General features: G+C 63.7%; 14 protein-coding genes, 1 pseudogene and 1 riboswitch. Of the genes and pseudogenes, 8 read left to right on the forward strand and 7 right to left on the reverse strand.

What is annotated here, in order from left to right:
* Positions 1-723 (forward strand): annotated as a pseudogene (locus AC1DXU_RS23735) (hypothetical protein); the annotation flags it as partial.
* A 107-nt stretch (positions 724-830) separates the two neighbouring features.
* Here AC1DXU_RS23735 and AC1DXU_RS23740 read toward each other — a convergent pair.
* Positions 831-2,651 (reverse strand): ABC-F family ATP-binding cassette domain-containing protein, encoded by a 1,821-nt coding sequence (locus AC1DXU_RS23740; protein WP_477372916.1) that lies wholly within the window; start codon positions 2,649-2,651, stop codon positions 831-833.
* A gap of 1 nt (position 2,652) precedes the next feature.
* Entirely contained in the window at positions 2,653-3,297 is a 645-nt protein-coding gene (locus AC1DXU_RS23745) for a thiamine diphosphokinase (RefSeq protein WP_477317760.1), read from the reverse strand.
* A gap of 87 nt (positions 3,298-3,384) precedes the next feature.
* Positions 3,385-3,499, forward strand: a riboswitch (TPP riboswitch).
* A 44-nt stretch (positions 3,500-3,543) separates the two neighbouring features.
* Between AC1DXU_RS23745 and thiB the strand changes: the two genes are divergently transcribed.
* The 4 genes from thiB to AC1DXU_RS23765 all read left to right on the forward strand — a co-directional run bounded on the left by thiB (position 3,544) and on the right by AC1DXU_RS23765 (position 8,931).
* Complete coding sequence (gene thiB, locus AC1DXU_RS23750; protein WP_477372918.1) at positions 3,544-4,557, forward strand: thiamine ABC transporter substrate binding subunit; 1,014 nt, start codon at positions 3,544-3,546, stop codon at positions 4,555-4,557.
* A gap of 251 nt (positions 4,558-4,808) precedes the next feature.
* On the forward strand, positions 4,809-6,428 hold the full coding sequence (thiP, locus tag AC1DXU_RS23755) for a thiamine/thiamine pyrophosphate ABC transporter permease (protein WP_477372920.1): 1,620 nt from the start codon (positions 4,809-4,811) through the stop codon (positions 6,426-6,428).
* Complete coding sequence (thiQ, locus tag AC1DXU_RS23760; protein WP_477372921.1) at positions 6,425-7,204, forward strand: thiamine ABC transporter ATP-binding protein; 780 nt, start codon at positions 6,425-6,427, stop codon at positions 7,202-7,204. The genes thiP and thiQ overlap by 4 nt, the downstream gene beginning before the upstream one ends.
* A gap of 320 nt (positions 7,205-7,524) precedes the next feature.
* A complete protein-coding gene (locus AC1DXU_RS23765) occupies positions 7,525-8,931 on the forward strand; it encodes a M48 family metalloprotease (protein WP_477372923.1) in 1,407 nt (468 codons plus the stop codon).
* A 96-nt stretch (positions 8,932-9,027) separates the two neighbouring features.
* Here the strand turns inward: AC1DXU_RS23765 and AC1DXU_RS23770 are convergent, their stop codons facing one another.
* Together AC1DXU_RS23770 and AC1DXU_RS23775 are read right to left on the reverse strand one after the other, a co-directional pair.
* The gene (locus AC1DXU_RS23770; RefSeq protein WP_477372925.1) at positions 9,028-11,289 is read right to left on the reverse strand and encodes a caspase family protein; all 2,262 of its coding nucleotides are present in this window, start codon (positions 11,287-11,289) and stop codon (positions 9,028-9,030) included.
* Positions 11,290-11,502: 213 nt separating this feature from the next.
* Positions 11,503-12,366, reverse strand: coding sequence for an RNA polymerase factor sigma-32 (locus tag AC1DXU_RS23775; protein WP_477372927.1), 864 nt, complete (start codon positions 12,364-12,366; stop codon positions 11,503-11,505).
* Between the two features lie 341 nt (positions 12,367-12,707).
* Here AC1DXU_RS23775 and AC1DXU_RS23780 point away from each other — a divergent pair, with 341 nt between their 5' ends.
* The 3 genes from AC1DXU_RS23780 to AC1DXU_RS23790 all read left to right on the forward strand — a co-directional run bounded on the left by AC1DXU_RS23780 (position 12,708) and on the right by AC1DXU_RS23790 (position 15,048).
* Entirely contained in the window at positions 12,708-13,481 is a 774-nt protein-coding gene (locus AC1DXU_RS23780; protein ID WP_477372929.1) for an amino acid ABC transporter substrate-binding protein, read from the forward strand.
* A 131-nt stretch (positions 13,482-13,612) separates the two neighbouring features.
* Positions 13,613-14,293, forward strand: a complete 681-nt coding sequence (locus AC1DXU_RS23785; protein ID WP_477372931.1) for an ABC transporter permease subunit — start codon at positions 13,613-13,615, stop codon at positions 14,291-14,293.
* Entirely contained in the window at positions 14,290-15,048 is a 759-nt protein-coding gene (locus AC1DXU_RS23790) for an amino acid ABC transporter ATP-binding protein (RefSeq protein WP_477372933.1), read from the forward strand. The genes AC1DXU_RS23785 and AC1DXU_RS23790 overlap by 4 nt, the downstream gene beginning before the upstream one ends.
* Before the next feature lie 86 nt (positions 15,049-15,134).
* Here AC1DXU_RS23790 and AC1DXU_RS23795 read toward each other — a convergent pair whose 3' ends face one another.
* From AC1DXU_RS23795 to AC1DXU_RS23805, 3 genes are all read right to left on the reverse strand, one after another.
* A complete protein-coding gene (locus tag AC1DXU_RS23795; RefSeq protein ID WP_112559634.1) occupies positions 15,135-15,716 on the reverse strand; it encodes a CarD family transcriptional regulator in 582 nt (193 codons plus the stop codon).
* Positions 15,717-16,084: 368 nt separating this feature from the next.
* Positions 16,085-16,423 (reverse strand): ferredoxin FdxA, encoded by a 339-nt coding sequence (fdxA, locus tag AC1DXU_RS23800; RefSeq protein WP_477317780.1) that lies wholly within the window; start codon positions 16,421-16,423, stop codon positions 16,085-16,087.
* 150 nt (positions 16,424-16,573) lie between these two features.
* On the reverse strand, positions 16,574-16,960 hold the full coding sequence (locus AC1DXU_RS23805) for an RNA-binding S4 domain-containing protein (protein WP_477318295.1): 387 nt from the start codon (positions 16,958-16,960) through the stop codon (positions 16,574-16,576).

The following is a 16,960-nucleotide window of genomic DNA, read 5'->3' on the forward strand; positions in this document are numbered from 1 at the left end:
GCCGAGGGCGCCGCGCCGGCAACACCGCCCGCCGAGGGTGCTACGCCGGCTACACCGCCTGCAGCGGGCGCCGCACCGGCGGCGCCGACCGATGCCGCAGCGGCTCCGCTGGCGCCAGTTGCCGCCGCCCCGACGACACCGGCAGCGGCACCTGCCGAGACCTCGTTGCCGGTCGGCCAGAAGGCAATCTTCTATGAGGAGCGCACCAGCACGGCTCAGGGTTCGGCCGAGCCCGGCAGCATCGTCTGGTCGCTGGTGCAGGAATCGCCCGGCGGTGACCTGCCGCCGGAACCGGCGATCCGCGCCGAAGCGACCATCCCCGGCAAGGATATCCAGTTGCGCATGACCATCCGCCGCAACACCGACCAGACGCTGCCGGCGAGCCACATCATCGAGATGATTTTCCTGACGCCGGATGGCTTTGAAGGCGGTGGCGTCGACAATATCCTGCGCGTCGCCATGAAGAGCTCGGAACAGGATGCCGGCAGCCCGCTGATCGGCATTCCGGCCAAGATCGCCGACGGCTTCTTCCTAGTGGCGCTGAACGACACCAAGGCGGACGAAGACGCCAATCTGACCCTGCTCAGGGGCCAGGACTGGATCGACGTGCCGGTGGTCTACAAGACCGGACGCCGCGCTCTGCTGACCATGGAAAAAGGCATTCCCGGCGAGAAGGTGTTCGACGAGGCGATCAAGGCCTGGCAGGCGAAGACGGCGGGCTGAGGATCGAGGAATGGGTCGGCTTTCCCGGCCCTTCGCTATGGCTCCGGGCGTTCGTCGCTTCAATCGACAAATCGTTGTCGATTGATCGGCCTACGGCCGAACGCTCCTCACCCTTCCATCTCCTCGCGCAGCATTTCCAGTTCCAGCCATTCTTCCTCAAGCGCCGCCAGCGTCGCGCGCTCCTTGTCGAGGGCGGCGATGGTCTTCTGGAACGAGGCCGGATCGCGCTCGTAGTAGGCCGGATCGGCGATGTTGTTCTCCAGCCGCGAGATCGACGCCGTCACCGCCTCGATTTTTTTCGGCAGCGATTCCAGCGCGAACTTCTGTTTGAACGACAGCTTTTTTGCCGGGCCTTTTGGCGCGGATGCTTCCGTCCTGACAGCGGCAGTCATTTCGCCAATCTCTGCCTTCGCCCGCGCCTTGCGATCGTCGAGCCTGGTGCCACCGCGCTGCGCCAGCATGTCGGAATAGCCACCGGCATATTCGATCCAGCGGCCGTCGCCATCCGGCGCGATCAGGCTGGTCACGGTGCGGTCGAGAAAATCGCGATCATGGCTGACCAGGATGACGGTGCCGGCGAAACCGGCGACCAGTTCCTGCAGTAGTTCCAGCGTCTCCATGTCGAGATCGTTGGTCGGCTCATCGAGCACCAGAAGGTTTGCCGGCCGCGCTAAAACGCGGGCGAGCAGCAGGCGCGCCCGCTCGCCGCCGGAGAGCTCACGCACCGGCGTGCGCGCCTGTTCCGGCTTGAACAGGAAATCCTTCATGTAGGAGACGACATGACGCTGCTCGCCATTGATGACGAGGTTTTCACCGCGCCCGTCGGTGAGATATTGCGCCAGCGTTTCTTGCGGGTCGACGGCCTCGCGCTTCTGGTCGAGCGTGGCGATTTCCAGATTGGTGCCGAGCCGCACCGAGCCCGCATCCGGCGTCATCTCGCCGGTCAGCATCTTCAGCAGTGTCGTCTTGCCGGCGCCGTTCGGCCCGACCAGGCCGACGCGATCGCCGCGCTGGATGCGAGTCGAAAAACCCTTGACCACGGTGAGGTCGCCAAAGCTCTTCTCGATGTTCTTGGCCTCGATCACCAGCTTGCCGGATTCGGCGGCGTCGCTGGCCACCATGTTTGCCGCGCCCTCGGCGCCGCGATGGCCGCGAAAGCGCTGGCGCATGGTCTGCAGTTCGCCGAGCCGGCGCATGTTGCGCTTGCGCCGCGCCGTCACGCCATAGCGCAGCCAGTGTTCTTCGCGCACGATCTGGCGGCCGAGCTTGTGCTGCTCGCGCTCTTCCTCTTCCAGCACCACGTCGCGCCATTCCTCGAAGTGAGCAAAACCCTTGTCGAGACGGCGGGTCTGGCCGCGGTCGAGCCAGATGGTGGCGCGCGACACGCGCTCGAGAAAGCGGCGATCATGCGAGATGACGACCAGTGCCGAGGAGGTGCGGGCGAGCTCCTCTTCCAGCCATTCGATCACCGAGAGATCGAGATGGTTGGTCGGCTCATCGAGCAGCAGGATATCCGGCTCTGGCGCCATCACGCGGGCAAGGGCGGCGCGGCGCGCCTCGCCGCCGGAGAGGTCGTTCGGCCGTTCCTCGCCGGACAGGCCGAGATGCTCCATCAGATAGGTGGCGCGATAGGGATCGTCGGCCGGTCCGAGCCCCGCCTCGACATAGGCGCGCACACTTGCGAAATCATCCATGTCGGGCACTTGTGGAAGGTAGCGCACGGTCGCCGAGGGCTGGCGGAACACTTCGCCGTCCTGCGGCTCGATCAGCCCGGCGGCGATCTTCAGCAGCGTCGACTTGCCGGAGCCGTTGCGGCCGACCAGCGCGATCTTGTCGCCGGCCGATGCGGTCAGCGCGGCGCCGTCGAGCAGCGGTGTACCGCCGAAGGTCAGTTTTACCCCGTCGAGATTGAGAAGCGGCGGCGCCATGTCAGCTTTCTGGAAGAGGGTAGGGGTGAGCGAGCAACAGCGCGCGGCCACCACCCAGTGCAATTTCGAGCCGGCCCTTGACCTCGTTGGAAATGGTCAGCGAGGAGCCGAAGGCAACCTCGACATGGGCGAGTGGCCATTTGGCGCCGGTGACGGTCAGGCCGGACAGATCGGAAAAGCCAAGGATCGAAAACAGCGTGCCGTCGGCATAGTCGAAACCGGCCTTGCCCGGCAGCAATGGGATGCCCTCCTGCGCGCCGCTGGTCAACAGCACCTGCGTGCCGGCCTCGGCCAGCCGGAGGCTGAGCGCCAGATGCAGGAAAGCGTGGTCGGCGCGTTTGCCGCCGAAGGCGCCGGCGAGCACAAGGCTGGTCGCCCCGCGTTCGAGCGCGGCGGCGATGGCCAGTTCGCCATCGGTCTTGTCTTTTTCCGGCGGAAACACCTGGCGGGGCACGGATGCCAGGTCGTCCGGCAGATCGGCCGGCACGGAATCGAAATCGCCGACCCAGAGCTCCGGCATCAGGCCGAGCATCCTGGCATGGCCGATGCCGGCATCGGCGGCGATGACGCGCGAGCCTTCGACCTGGCGGTCGAGCAGCGGCGTGCGGATGAGATCGCCGCCAAGCAGGATGGTGAATGTGCTCATATCTGGTGGCCCTTACCAGCCCGGCACGAGAAACGGAAGGCGGCAAACTCCCACTTGCGCGGTCGATCGGCCGGGCCTATGTGTCGAAACGCTCTAACGGGGTGCCGGACGCAATCTTCGCGGACCGGCTGAGAGGCAGTCTCGCCAACCCGCTGAACCTGATCCGGTTTGTACCGGCGGAGGGATTAGACGTTTCGGACAAGCCCGACGCCTCAATTCCTTTCAACGCGAACGAAGGAGGCGCCGATGCGCACGCTTTTTTACTCTCTTGTCTCCGCAACAGTTCTTGCGGCATCCGTTCTTGCCACGTCCGGGCCGGCATCCGCCCAGGAAAAGCTCACCGTCTACACCTATGAGAGCTTCACTGCTGACTGGGGTCCCGGCCCTGCGGTAAAAAAGGCCTTCGAGGCCGAATGCGCCTGCACCCTCGACTTCGTCTCGGTCGCCGATGGCGTGGCATTGCTCAACCGCGTCAGGCTCGAAGGTGCCGCGACCAAGGCCGACATCGTGCTCGGCCTCGACACCAATCTCACCGCCGAGGCAAAGGCCTCCGGCCTGTTTGCGCCGCATGGCGCGGTGTCTGAAAACAACGTGCCGGGTGGCTGGAGCGACGACACTTTCGTACCGTTCGACTATGGCTATTTCGCCGTCGTCTACGACACCGAGAAGCTGAAGACGCCGCCCAAGAGCCTGAAGGAATTGGTCGAGGGCAGCAGCGACGAGAAGATCGTCATCCAGGATCCGCGCACCTCGACGCCGGGGCTCGGCCTGCTGCTCTGGGTGAAGTCGGTCTATGGCGACAAGGCGCCGGAAGCCTGGGCCAAGCTCAAGGCGAAGGTGCTGACCGTGACGCCGGGCTGGAGCGAGGCCTATGGCCTGTTCACCAAGGGCGAGGCGCCGATGGTGCTGTCCTACACCACCTCGCCGGCCTACCACATGGTTGCCGAAAACACCGAGCGCTACCAGGCGGCGTCCTTCGAAGAGGGCGAGTATCTGCAGATCGAGGTCGCCGGTATCACCACCACAGGCGCGAAGAACCCGCTGGCGGAAAAGTTCATCGCCTTCATGACCGGGCCGAAATTCCAGGATGTCATCCCCGAGACCAACTGGATGTTCCCGGCCGGCAAGACCGACAAGCCGCTCAACCCGGCCTTTGACAAACTGGTCAAGCCGATCAAGACCTTGCTGTTCAGCCCGGAAGAGGTCGCGGCCAACCGCAAGGCCTGGGTGGATGAGTGGCTTGCGGTGATGAGCAAATAGGAATCAAGCCTCGTCGGATGTTTGTGCCAAGCCACCCCCCTCTGTCCTCCGGGACATCTCCCCCTCAAGGGGGGAGATGGGCAGCTTTGGCGCTTCGCCAAGCCCCGCAACATTGGAGATTGGCGAAAGCTACCGAGTGCGTAATCTCCCCCCTTGAGGGGGAGATGTCCGGCAGGACAGAGGGGGGTGGGCGGGAACTCGACGTTCGCGAATTGTTTCCGTCAGCCCATCGAAGTGTCGGATAGCGCGAGATGCGTTCGCACTATTCCTCTGACCCTCGCATCACTGCCGGCGTCGTCGCGCTGGCGGCGATCGCGCTGTTGATCGGCGGCGCGTTCGCCGGGCTCGTCCTCGAAGGCGGGCGGGACCTGTCCGGCGCGGTGTCGGCCTTCGATCCCTATCTCCTGCGCGTCGCCCGCTTCACGCTGTGGCAGGCGGCTCTCTCGACGCTGCTTTCCGTGGTGCCGGCGCTGTTCGTCGCCCGCGCGCTGTCGCGGCATCCGCGCTTCTTCGGACGCGGTTTCATCCTGCAGCTGTTCGCCGTACCGCTGGCGCTGCCGGCGATCGTCGCTGCACTTGGCATTCTCGCCCTCTACGGCCGCGCCGGCTATTTCGCCGGCGTGCTCGGCACGCTCGGCGGCCAAAGCTGGCCCGGCATTTACGGCCTGTCCGGCATTTTGGTCGCGCATGTCTTCTTTAACCTGCCGCTCAGCGTGCGGCTGTTCCTCGAAGCGCTGGGCACGGTGCCTGCCGATCAGTGGCGGCTGGCGAGCCAGCTTGGCATGGGCGCGGCGCCGGCCTTCCGGCTGATCGAGTGGCCGACATTGCGCGCGGCCCTGCCTGGCGTCGCCGGGCTTGTCTTCATGCTCTGCATCACCTCCTTCACCATCGTACTGATCCTCGGTGGCGGGCCGGCCGCGACGACGCTGGAGGTCGCCATCTACCAGGCGCTGCGCTTTGATTTCGATCCCGCACGGGCAGTAACACTGACGCTGCTGCAGATTGCGCTGACCTTCGCCGTGGTGCTCGCCTTGACGCGGCTTGGCGCCAACACTGTCGGCGATGCCAATCTGCCGGTTGTGTCGCGCCGGTATCTTTCGGCTGGTGCGGCTGAGACCATGCTGAATGCAGTCTTGATTGTTCTCGCCCTGCTGTTCGTCGCCGGACCAATGGCGGCGACAGTGATGTCGGGCCTCGGCGCTGATCTCAGCCGTCTCGCCAGCGAGAGCGCGGTGCGGCAGGCGACGCTGACCAGCGCCGTGCTGGCCTTCCTGTCGGCGCTGCTTTCGGTGGCGCTGGCGCTGGCGCTGATCATGGCGCGGCGGGCCTTGTCGCTAAGCCGCCGCGTTGGCGCCAGAACGCTGCTCGAACACGCCACCGACACCGGCGCCGGCTTTGTGCTTGTCGTGCCGCCGATCGTCATCGGCGCCGGCTGGTTTTTGGCCCTGCGCACGGTCAGCGATGTCTTTGCCATTGCACCGATCATGGTCGTCACCGTCAACGCGGTGATGGCGATGCCGTTTGCGCTTCGCGCCGTCCGCCCCGCCTATGATGCGGCGAGCGAACGCCATGAGCGGCTTTGTGCACAACTCGGCATTTCCGGCTGGAGCCGGCTGCGGCTGATCGACTGGCCGTCGCTGCGGCGGCCGCTCGCCACCGGCTTTGCCTTTGCCATGGCGCTGTCGCTTGGCGATCTCGGCGTCATTGCGCTGTTCGGCAGTGATTCCGTGCAGACACTGCCCTATCTGCTGCTGTCGCGCATGGGCAGTTACCGCACTGCGGACGCCGCCGGCCTGGCGCTGCTGCTCGGCGTGGTTTGTCTGGCGCTGGTGCTGGTGGCGGACTGGCTGGGACGGGGAGAAAAGTCATGACGTCCGCGAACCAGAGCTCCGGCGACGAAAAAGGCGCGGCCGTGCGGCTGGACAAGGTCACGTTCGGCTATGCTGAAATGCCGTTCCTATTCGACGTCGAGTTCGCCGCGTCGAAGATCACCGCCATCATGGGAGCGAGCGGCTCGGGAAAGTCGACACTGCTCAATCTGGTCGCTGGCTTCGAGACACCGCAGTCTGGCCGGGTGCTGATCGGCGGCGCCGACATCAGCGCCGAGCCGCCCTCGGCGCGGCCGGTGTCGATGGTGTTCCAGGAAAACAACCTCTTTGCCCATCTTTCGGTGGAACGCAATGTCGGGCTCGGCCGCTCGCCTTCGCTCAGCCTGAGCGAGGCCGACCGCGCCGCAATTGCCGAGGCGCTCAAGCGCGTCGGCCTTGCCGACAAGGAGAGACGCCTGCCGCGCGAACTCTCCGGTGGTGAGCGGCAGCGTGTCGCACTCGCCCGCGTTCTGGTGCGCGACCGGCCAGTGCTGTTGCTCGACGAGCCTTTCGCCTCGCTCGGACCGGCGCTGCGCGACGACATGCTCGACCTGGTTGTGTCCGTTCATGCGGAACGGCAGATGACGGTGCTGTTCGTGACCCACCAGCCGGAAGATGCGCGCCGTGTCGGTCAGAACATGGTGTTCCTGGACAATGGCACGGTTGCCGCAACCGGGGCTGCAGCTGATTTCTTTGCCGGGGCTGGCCCTGATGCCTTTCGGCGCTATATCGGCACGGGTCCGGGCGGATCACGAGATGTTGCCCGGAAGCGGACATAATTTACGGCCAAACCGGGTTGAGGCGAGGTGGCGCTTGCTTGCCATGGTCAAGGTAGTGTGGCTAGGTCCGCCCAGTACTGGTCCGGCACAGGCCGTGATTTGCCCCTACAGCGTCGTGTCCATTCGGACGACAAGGATGCTGTAGGTTTTTGATTTTGTGCGTGATCTCCAAGCCGCCGGCGCGAACCTTCGGTTCGGGATCATGTGTTGAGAGCCGAAAGGAAGCTGTTCTGCCGACCGGCACAGACACAGTACGACGCAGTCCGCTGGCGCGCTTTCTCACGCTGGCCGGCTTGGCCGTGGCGCTGGCAAGCTGCCAGATGTTCACGCCTCCGGACGTGCAGGAATCCGGCTTCCAGCCGTCCGACAAGCCGATCACGGTCGACAATGTCGCCGCCAACAGCAAGCTCGCCGAGCTGGCGAAGGCGCAGCACCCGCGCATCCTCGCCACCTATGGTGGCGAATATTCCGATGCCAAGCTCGAACGCATGGTCGCCAAGGTCGTCGGCCGCCTGACTGTGGTGTCGGCCAACCCGACCCAGACTTATCGCATCACCATCCTCAATTCGCCCAACGTCAACGCCTTCGCGCTGCCGGGCGGCTATCTCTACGTCACGCGTGGCCTCTTGGCGCTGGCCAATGATTCGGCCGAGCTTGCCGCCGTCATCGCGCATGAGATGGGCCACGTCACCGCCAACCATGGCCTGCAGCGCCAGCAGCTGGAGGCCGAGGAAGGGTTGGCAACCAAGGTCGTCTCCGATGTGCTCGGCGACAGCCCGACCGCCAAGGCGGCGCTGATCCGTGGCAAGTTGAAGCTCGCCCAGTTCTCGCGCAACCAGGAGCTGGAGGCCGACGCCATCGGCATCAAATCGATCGGCGAGGCGGGTTTCGATCCGTTTGCCGCCGGCCGCTTCCTGCAGTCGATGTCGGCCTATACCGATTTCCGCTCGATCAGCGGCGCCACCGATGCCAGCCTCGACTTCCTGGCGACGCACCCCAACACGCCGCAGCGTATCGATCTGGCGCAGCGCCATGCCCGCCAGTTCGGCGCGCCAGGCGTCGGCACGCGCGACCGTGATTCCTTCCTTGCCGGCATAGACGGCCTGCTCTACGGCGACACGCCGGAGGAAGGCTATGTGCGCGGCGAAACCTTCATGCATCCGGGCCTCGGCGTCTCCTTCTCGGTGCCCGATGGTTTCATCATCGACAATTCGGCCGCGGCGGTGACCGCTACCGGCCCCGGCGACATGGCGATCCGCTTCGACGGTGTGGCGATCGACAAGAACCGCCCGCTGACCGACTACATCCGCAGTGGCTGGGTGGCTGGTCTCGTCGACAGCAGCGTCAAGCAGGAGACGATCAACGGCAACGAAGCGGCGACAGCGCATGCCGGCGCCGAAGGCTGGCAGTTCGATATCGCGGTGATCCGTGCCGGCGGCCAGGTCTACCGGCTGCTGACGGCGGCACCCTCGGCCAGCACCACGCTGGAGCCGGTGGCGCGCTCGGTCAGCGGCTCCTTTCGCATCCTGAGTGCGGCCGAAAAGGCGGCGCTGAAGCCGCTGCATATCCGCGTCGTCACCGTGCAGCCGGGGCAAACCATGGGCTCGCTGTCGGCGCAGATGGTCGGCGTCGATCGCAAGCTCGACCTGTTCCGGGTGCTCAATGCGCTGTCGCCGGGTGCCGCCGTCTCCGCCGGCGACAAGGTCAAGATCGTCACCGATAAGTAAGAATCGGGCGGGCAGGCGGTGCGATAGCTCGCCAGCGGGTGGTGGCGAAGGTGTTTCCACTCACATTGTCTGGTCGGCCGCCAATGACCGCCGCCGTCAGCCAGGGCTGCCGCCGCTGCGTTGTCCGCCACTGCCACTGCGACTGCCGCTACCACCGCCACGCCAGGGCACAATGATTGGATCGGGTTCGCTCGGTACCGGTCCGAGAAGTTTCGGGAGGGGCTCCCTTTTGGGTTTGGCGACCTTGGGCGGTTTCGTGCGAATGACCTTTACCTTCGTGATTGTTTTCGTTTCGGGCGTGCAGACTGCGATCGCCAGGGCATTGCGCCCAGCAGGACCGAGAATGCTCATCGCATAGATGTTCTGCCGTTCGATACCGGCCCTGAGGAAAGCCACGGCACGGGCCGAGTCGGCGGGCACGCCATTGCGGCCTTCCTTGAAGATCACGGCGAGATCGTTCATGGCATCGCTATGCCCCATCGCCGCCGCCTTGAGCAGCAGATCCAATCCCTTGCCGGTATCGCGCTTCACGCCGAGGCCATTGAACAAGGATCGTCCCCACGCTGTCAGCGCGTAAGGGTCGCCCTTGGCGGACGCTTCTGAATAGAGGACGTTGGCTTTCGTGGTATCCGCAGTCGTCCCTATTCCGGACGAGGCGATGCGGCCGAGTTCGAAGACGGCCCGGACATGTCCCCTGTCGGCAGCCTCCTGGATCGCCTTCCTGGCTTCGTCGACCTTGCCTGACGCCAGCAAGGCACGCCCCAGTTCGTAGTGGAAGCGGGCGATGTCGGGGTAGGCCTTCACCGCCGCCTGGCAAAGCTCAACCGCATTGCCGCCGATCTCGTTGGGCAGCAGTCCTGGGACCACGCCTTGCAGGTCGAGGGGTTCGCCTGCCGCCTGGTCGCAAGGGTCGACGCTTGGCGACAGCGTCATCGTCGCCCGCTTCGACGAATTGTTGGCTCGGATTTCGAAGCCGATCTCGACGGCAGCTGTCGAGCCGACCTGCGGCTCATAACGCAAATCACTGACTTCATTGGCCATCAGGCTCGATTGAGGCGACAGGATGCGGTCCGGCAGCGACAGCGTTCCTGTTGCCGGATAGCTGGCGAGCTTCAGGCTGATGCCTGGATCCTTTGCCGGCAGATTCAGCTTCAGCGGCACCGGGCCTATTCCGACCGGAACCTTGACATCGCGATCCCCGATCGCCTCGGCGGCGCCGGAGATATGGATGCCGCGCTCAAGCACCCGCTGCTTCTGCTCAGCCTTGAGTGAGGCGATGATCTGCTTGCCGTCGGCGCCCTCGCCGCTCTTGACCCGCAGCACCAGAACGCCTTTGGATTCGCCACCCCAGTCGTCATGCGTGGTGTAGGCCAGCGTGTCCACTTGTTCCTGCTCGCCGACGCCCTTGGGGACTTCCATCTTCAGACGCGGCAGATCCTTGCTCTGGATCGGCTGGCCCACTTCTACGGGTTTGCCATCCAGCGTCAGCCGGCCGAGCGTCGGCGGGTTTTCAATGCTGACGGTGACCGCGCCGCCGTCGACGTCGACAGGCTGCGGCAGGTCCAGCGCGACAGGACCGACGCCGGACGGCACGACCTTCTCCAGCACTGGCGGCAGCGAGGGCCGGGTCACGCGACGCATCAGCACGACGTCGTCGATCAGCGAGGAGTTTTCCCACGGAACCTGCTTGCCATCCGTGGCCTTGACGACATCACGGCGCACCGCAGCCATGACCGTGCGTATCTCTTGGTTCGGCGCCAGCGCCCTGCGCGAAAATGCCGACGAGAAGGGGCTGAGATCGCCGGTTCCGTCATAGGCGATTGCTCCCGGTTCCGTGGCAAAGGCGATCAACGTGTTCTGCGAGCTTTTGACTTGCGCGAGGCCGGTGCCGCCGGTGATGATCAGCTGGTCGCGCAGCCAATAGTCCTTGCGTGGGAACGGATTGTTGCGGCAGGCATCGAGAATGATCACCTGGATCTTGGATTTCGAGCGCAGCTGCTCAAGCACATCATCCAGCTTGACAGCCTGGACCTCGATGTCGGCTGCATCCTTGAGCGAGGCATCGACCGGGATCAGGAAATTCTCGCCGCCGATCTGGAAGCCGTGGCCGGAGTAGTAGACGACGGCCAGATCGGCGCCGTCCGCGGCCGCGAGATAGTTGCGGAACTGCTCCTCGAACTGAAGCCTGGTGAAGTCCTTGGCAAGGAACACATCGAAGCCAGCCTGCCGAAAAGTGTTCGACACATCGTCGGCGTCCTTGTCCGGATTCTTGAGAGCGGGAATGTCCCGGTACTCGGAATTGCCGATGACAAAGGCAACCCGTCGATCGGCGCGAGCATCGAATGTCGTGAGGCCCACGAGGACCAAGACTGCAAGGATCGCATAGCATCGCAACATGACAAATCCCCATCCGCTATGACCTGTTCGGTCGCAAGAACGCACTTGCAGCGGCCGGGTCTGTAAAATGGGTCACAATCTAAAAATATATTGTAGAGGGATGCCGCCATTGCGGCGATATATTCCTATTTAACCAAAGTCTTGCTTCTCTCCTCAGAGACATCACAGGTGCGTTCAGGCGGCCGTCGCCAGGAATTCCGGATTCTGCTCGACCAGCGCCACCTTCAGTTTTTCCATGGCGCGCGCCTCGATCTGACGCACACGTTCCTTGGAGATGCCGAGCGTCTCGCCGAGTGCTTCGAGCGTCGCGCCGTCGTCGCTCAGCCGGCGTTCCTCGATGATCCTGAGTTCACGGGCGTTGAGCGCGCCGAGCGCGGTCTTCAGCCAGCCGGACCGGCGTTCGACATCGATGGTGTCGCCGGCGACCTCGTCGGGCAAGGGGGCATCCGAAATCAGGAAGTCCATCCGCTCGGTCGCGCCGGCGTCGTCGGCGAGCGGCGCATTGAGCGAACTGTCGGGCGCCGAAAGGCGCGAATCCATCATCGCCACATCGGCTTCGGAAACGCCCAGCGCCACCGACACTTCGCGGTAGAGCGTGGCGTTGGAGATCGGCTCGGCGCCTTGCGCCAGCCGGGCGCGCAGGCGCCGCAGGTTGAAGAACAAGGCCTTTTGCGCCGAACTGGTGCCGCCGCGAACGATCGACCAGTTGCGCAGGATGTAATCCTGCATCGAAGCGCGGATCCACCAGGTCGCATAGGTCGAGAACCTGACTTCGCGCTCCGGCTCGAAGCGTGCCGCCGCCTCCAGCAGGCCGACATGGCCCTCCTGGATCAGGTCGCCCAGCGGCAGGCCATAGTGACGGAATTTGGAAGCCATGGAGATGACCAGCCGCATATGGGCGACGGTGATCTGATGCAGCGCGTGCTGGTCCTGGTTCTGCTTCCAACGCAGCGCCAGTATGTGCTCTTCGTCGCGCTCGAGATAGGGAGCTTTCATCGCCGTACGGACCATGGTCCGTCCTGCCGTGTCTTCCATCATGCGCCGCGCTCCCTGTTACGGGCATTGCGGACGGCTTGGCGACCGCGATCCCTGGTCTGGCGTCGGGGTGGTTGAAATGGTGACGCCGCGCCCTACAACAGCCATGAACGTGCCATGCGCCTGATTGGTTCCGCCGCTCATGTCGCGTGGGTTGTGCTGCCGTCAACAAGGTTGCAACGACCAAAGCGAGGTCGGTTGGCGCCAGCCGGCATGGTTTTGAGAATTCGATTTCGGGCGCCGCCGATTTTTGAAATCTGGTTCCTTATTTTGCGGCTCAGCATCTGTCAGTTTCCGGCTCTCACAATGCGCCGGGCACCGGCCAAGGACGGGATCACAGAAAAATGAAATGGTTCAACTCACTTATCGTCGCCGGAACGCTGCAGATTCTGGCCGTCACCGCTGGCCATGCCGGCGCCAATCTCGACCAGATCAAGCAGGCCGGCACCCTCAAGATCGGCACCGAAGGCACCTATGCGCCGTTCACCTATCATGACGCCTCCGGCGCGCTGGTCGGCTTCGACGTCGAGATCGCGCAGGCGATCGCCCAAAAGCTCGACGTCAAGGCCGAGTTCCTCGAAGGCAAATGGGACGGGCTGATCGCCGGCCTCGACGCCAACCGCTATGACACCGTCATCAACGAGGTCGGCATCACCGATGCGCGCAAGGCCAAGTATGATTTCTCCGATCCGTATATCGCTTCCAAGGCGGTGCTGATCGTCGCCGGCGACAACACCGACATCAAGGGTTTTGCCGATCTCAAGGGCAAGAAGTCGGCGCAGTCGCTGACCTCGAATTTCGGCAAGCTGGCTGAAAGCAACGGCGCCGAGCTCGTCGGCACCGACGGCTTCGACCAATCGATCCAGCTGCTTTTGACCGGCCGTGCCGATGCCACCATCAATGACAGCCTGTCCTTCCTCGACTTCAAGAAGCACAAGCCGGACGCCAATGTGAAGATCGCCGCGCAGGAAGAAAACGCCGATTATTCCGGCGTCATCGTGCGCAAGGGCGATCCGGAACTGGTCGCCGCCATCAACAAGGCGCTGGCCGACATCAAGGCCGACGGCACCTACAAGAAGATCGCCGACACCTATTTCGGCCAGGACGTTTCGAAGTAGGCGTAGCCCATCGAGCTGACATGTAACGCGGCGAGCTGTCTTTGACGGCTCGCCGCTTTTCGCGTGATATGCAGCCTGCATTTGCGCTTCGATGAGCCGCTACGGCGTAATCTGGCAGGGAGATGCCTTTCGTGCCCCATTGGCTGCAACTGATGCTGGACTCGCTGCCTTCGCTATTGTGGGCAGCGCTGATCTTCACCGTGCCGCTGACGCTGCTGTCGTTTGCGCTCGGTCTTTTCGTTGGGCTCGGTGCAGCGCTGATCCGGCTGTTCGGTCCGAAGCCGCTGGTCGCGGTGGTCCGCTTCTATGTCTGGATTTTTCGCGGCACGCCGCTTTTGGTGCAGTTGTTCCTGATTTTCTACGGCCTGCCGTCGGCGGGCATCCTGCTCGATGCCTTCCCGGCGGCGCTGATCGGCTTCACGCTCAACATCGGCGCCTACACCTCGGAAATCATCCGCGCCGTCATCGGCTCGGTGCCGAAGGGACAGTGGGAAGCGGCCTATTCGATCGGCATGACCTGGGCCCAGGCGATGCGGCGCACGATCCTGCCGCAAGCCGGCCGGGTCGCGGTGCCGCCGCTGTCCAACACCTTCATCTCGCTGGTCAAGGATACGTCGCTGGCCGCCGCCATCACCGTGCCGGAGATGTTCCAGGCGGCGCAGCGCATCGTCGCCACCACCTATGAGCCACTGATCCTCTATGTCGAGGCGGCGGCACTCTATCTGGCGCTGAGTTCGGTGCTGTCCGCGCTGCAGACGCGGCTGGAAACGCGGCTTAACCGCTATGGCGGCTTTCTGGAGGCGCGGACATGATCGGCCTCACCAGCATCGAGAAGCGGTTTGGCGACAATCTTGTGCTGAAAGGCGTCAGCGTCGCCATCGAAGAGGGCAGCGTCACCGCGCTTGTCGGCCCCTCCGGCGGGGGAAAAAGCACGCTTCTACGCTGCATCAACCTCTTGGAAATCCCGACTGCGGGCACGGTGCGCATCGGCGATGAGACGCTGGAATTCCGCCCCGGCATCAAGGTGTCCACGAGGGATATCCAGCGGCTGCGGCTGCAGACCGGCATGGTGTTCCAGAATTTCCAGCTGTTCCCGCATCGCACCGCGATCGAGAATGTCATGGAGGGGCTGGTGACGGTGCTGAAATGGCCGACTTACAAGGCGCGCGAGCGGGCGCTCACCTTGCTCGAAAAGGTCGGCATGGCGCACAAGGCCGATGCCTGGCCGGCGACACTGTCAGGCGGCCAGCAACAGCGGGTGGCGATCGCCCGGGCGCTTGCGCCTTCACCGAAAGTGCTGCTTTGCGACGAGCCGACCTCGGCGCTCGATCCGGAACTGGCGCAGGAAGTGGTCGATGTGCTTGGCCAGCTTGCCAGCGAAGGCACGACCATGGTGATGGCGACGCATGATCTCAGGCTTGCCTCCAAGATCGCGCAGGAAGTGGTGTTTCTCGATGCCGGCGTCGTGGTCGAAAAAGGTCCGGCAGCGGTGCTGTTCAGCAATCCGGAACACGAGCGGACCAAGCGTTTCATTGCGACGCTGAAGCAGGAGGCGGGCGAGGCGTAGGTACGTGACCTCGCTTCAACCCTATTTCCAGAAACAAAAAACCCGGCGCGAGGCCGGGTTTTTCATGAATTGTGAGATGAAAGCGATCAGGCAGCTTCTTCCTGTTCGGATTCCTCGTTGTCGGCCTTGGCGCCACGCTTCGGACCCTTGTTGAGGTTCACCTCGATGAGGCGCACCGCTTCGGTTTCCGACATGCGGTTGACGGCCGCGATCTCGCGGGCCATGCGGTCGAGTGCCGCTTCATAAAGCTGACGCTCGGAATAGGACTGCTCCGGCTGGTTGTCGGCGCGGTAGAGGTCGCGCACCACTTCCGAGATCGAGATCAGGTCGCCGGAATTGATCTTGGCATCATATTCCTGGGCGCGGCGCGACCACATGGTGCGCTTGACGCGGGCGCGGCCCTGAACGACCTTCAGCGCGCGCTCGACATAATCCTCTTCCGACAGCTTGCGCATGCCGATGGAGGTCGCCTTGGCGACCGGCACCTTGAGGCGCATCTTGTCCTTCTGGAAGTCGATGACGAAGAGTTCCAGCTTGTGACCCGCAACTTCCTGCTCGTCGATCGAGACGATCTGGCCTACGCCGTGCGCCGGATAGACGATGTACTCGCCGGTCTTGAAACCGTGACGCGCCGCGGTGGACTTCTTCTGCGGGGTGATCGTTGCCATACGCCGTGAACTCCTTGTGTGGTGCCAGCATTCTGCCGGCAGAAACTCGCGTGATCGGGGTTACCGACCGTTAGCCGCACAACGGATGAACCCACCGGAAAAGCCGAGACCGGCAAACCGCACAGAATGCGACCGCCCGCCCCAGATCGCTCTAGTCCGGATTGAGAAATTCACCTTTCAGTGATTTGGGGCGTTTGCGCCATAAATCGACGTTGTGTCACCGGCATGTTGGACTGATGTAACACAAAAAGTCGGAAGAATCAAGGTTTTGCTGCATTCGCGAAGGCCAAGCACTATCTCTGCCTGTCAAGGCAGTTGATGTGTCACGTCCGTTACGCAGCGTTATGCCGGCCAAACCGGCACTTTCGTCAGTCGCCTTCGCCGGGCTCGGCCGAGAAATATTTCTCGAATTTTCCAGCCTCGCCATCGAAGGATTTGGCGTCTCCCGGCGGTTCCTTCTTGGCGGTGATGTTGGGCCATTTCTCGGCGTATTCGGTGTTGACCTGCAGCCACTTTTCCAGACCCGGCTCGGTGTCGGGCTTGATCGCGTCGGCCGGGCATTCCGGTTCACAGACGCCGCAGTCGATGCACTCGTCGGGATGAATGACGAGCATGTTCTCGCCTTCATAGAAACAGTCGACCGGACAGACCTCGATGCAGTCCATGTACTTGCATTTGATGCAGTTGTCGGTCACGACATAGGTCATCGGTCGGCTCCGGGACGTCCCATTTTTGCTGGGCTTTTTTGGTGAGGTAACGCCTTTGTCCGCCGCTGGCAAGGGCAGCCATTCCCGGCGGCACCAGCGCGCCCGGAATGGAATTCCAGATCGCCGGCATGGCGAAGACCGCCCATGTTCTCAGTCTTCGCCAAACAACCGGTCGGTTTGCCTGCGCTCTTTCTTGGTCGGCCTGCCGCTGCCGGCGTCGCGCAGGGCAGGGATGGCATCGGCAACAGCCTCGCCTTTGGGCGCCGGCGGTGGCGACATATCCTCGTAGAGCGTGCGCGCCTCCTCCGCCGGACCGCGTCGCGTACCGGTGTTCAGCACCTTCCAGACGAAGATGCGCCGTTCCAGCGTGATGGTCAGGACATCGCCAGGCTTGACCATATCGGAGGCCTGCGCTGCTTTGTCGCGATTGATGCGGACGCGTCCGGCGACCACCAGCTTCGCCGCCAGCGAGCGCGATTTCACCGCGCGCGAATAGAACAGCCATTTGTCGATGCGCTGTCGGTCTCTGGCGACCAC

This window comes from Mesorhizobium sp. P3_A10, assembly GCF_056403175.1.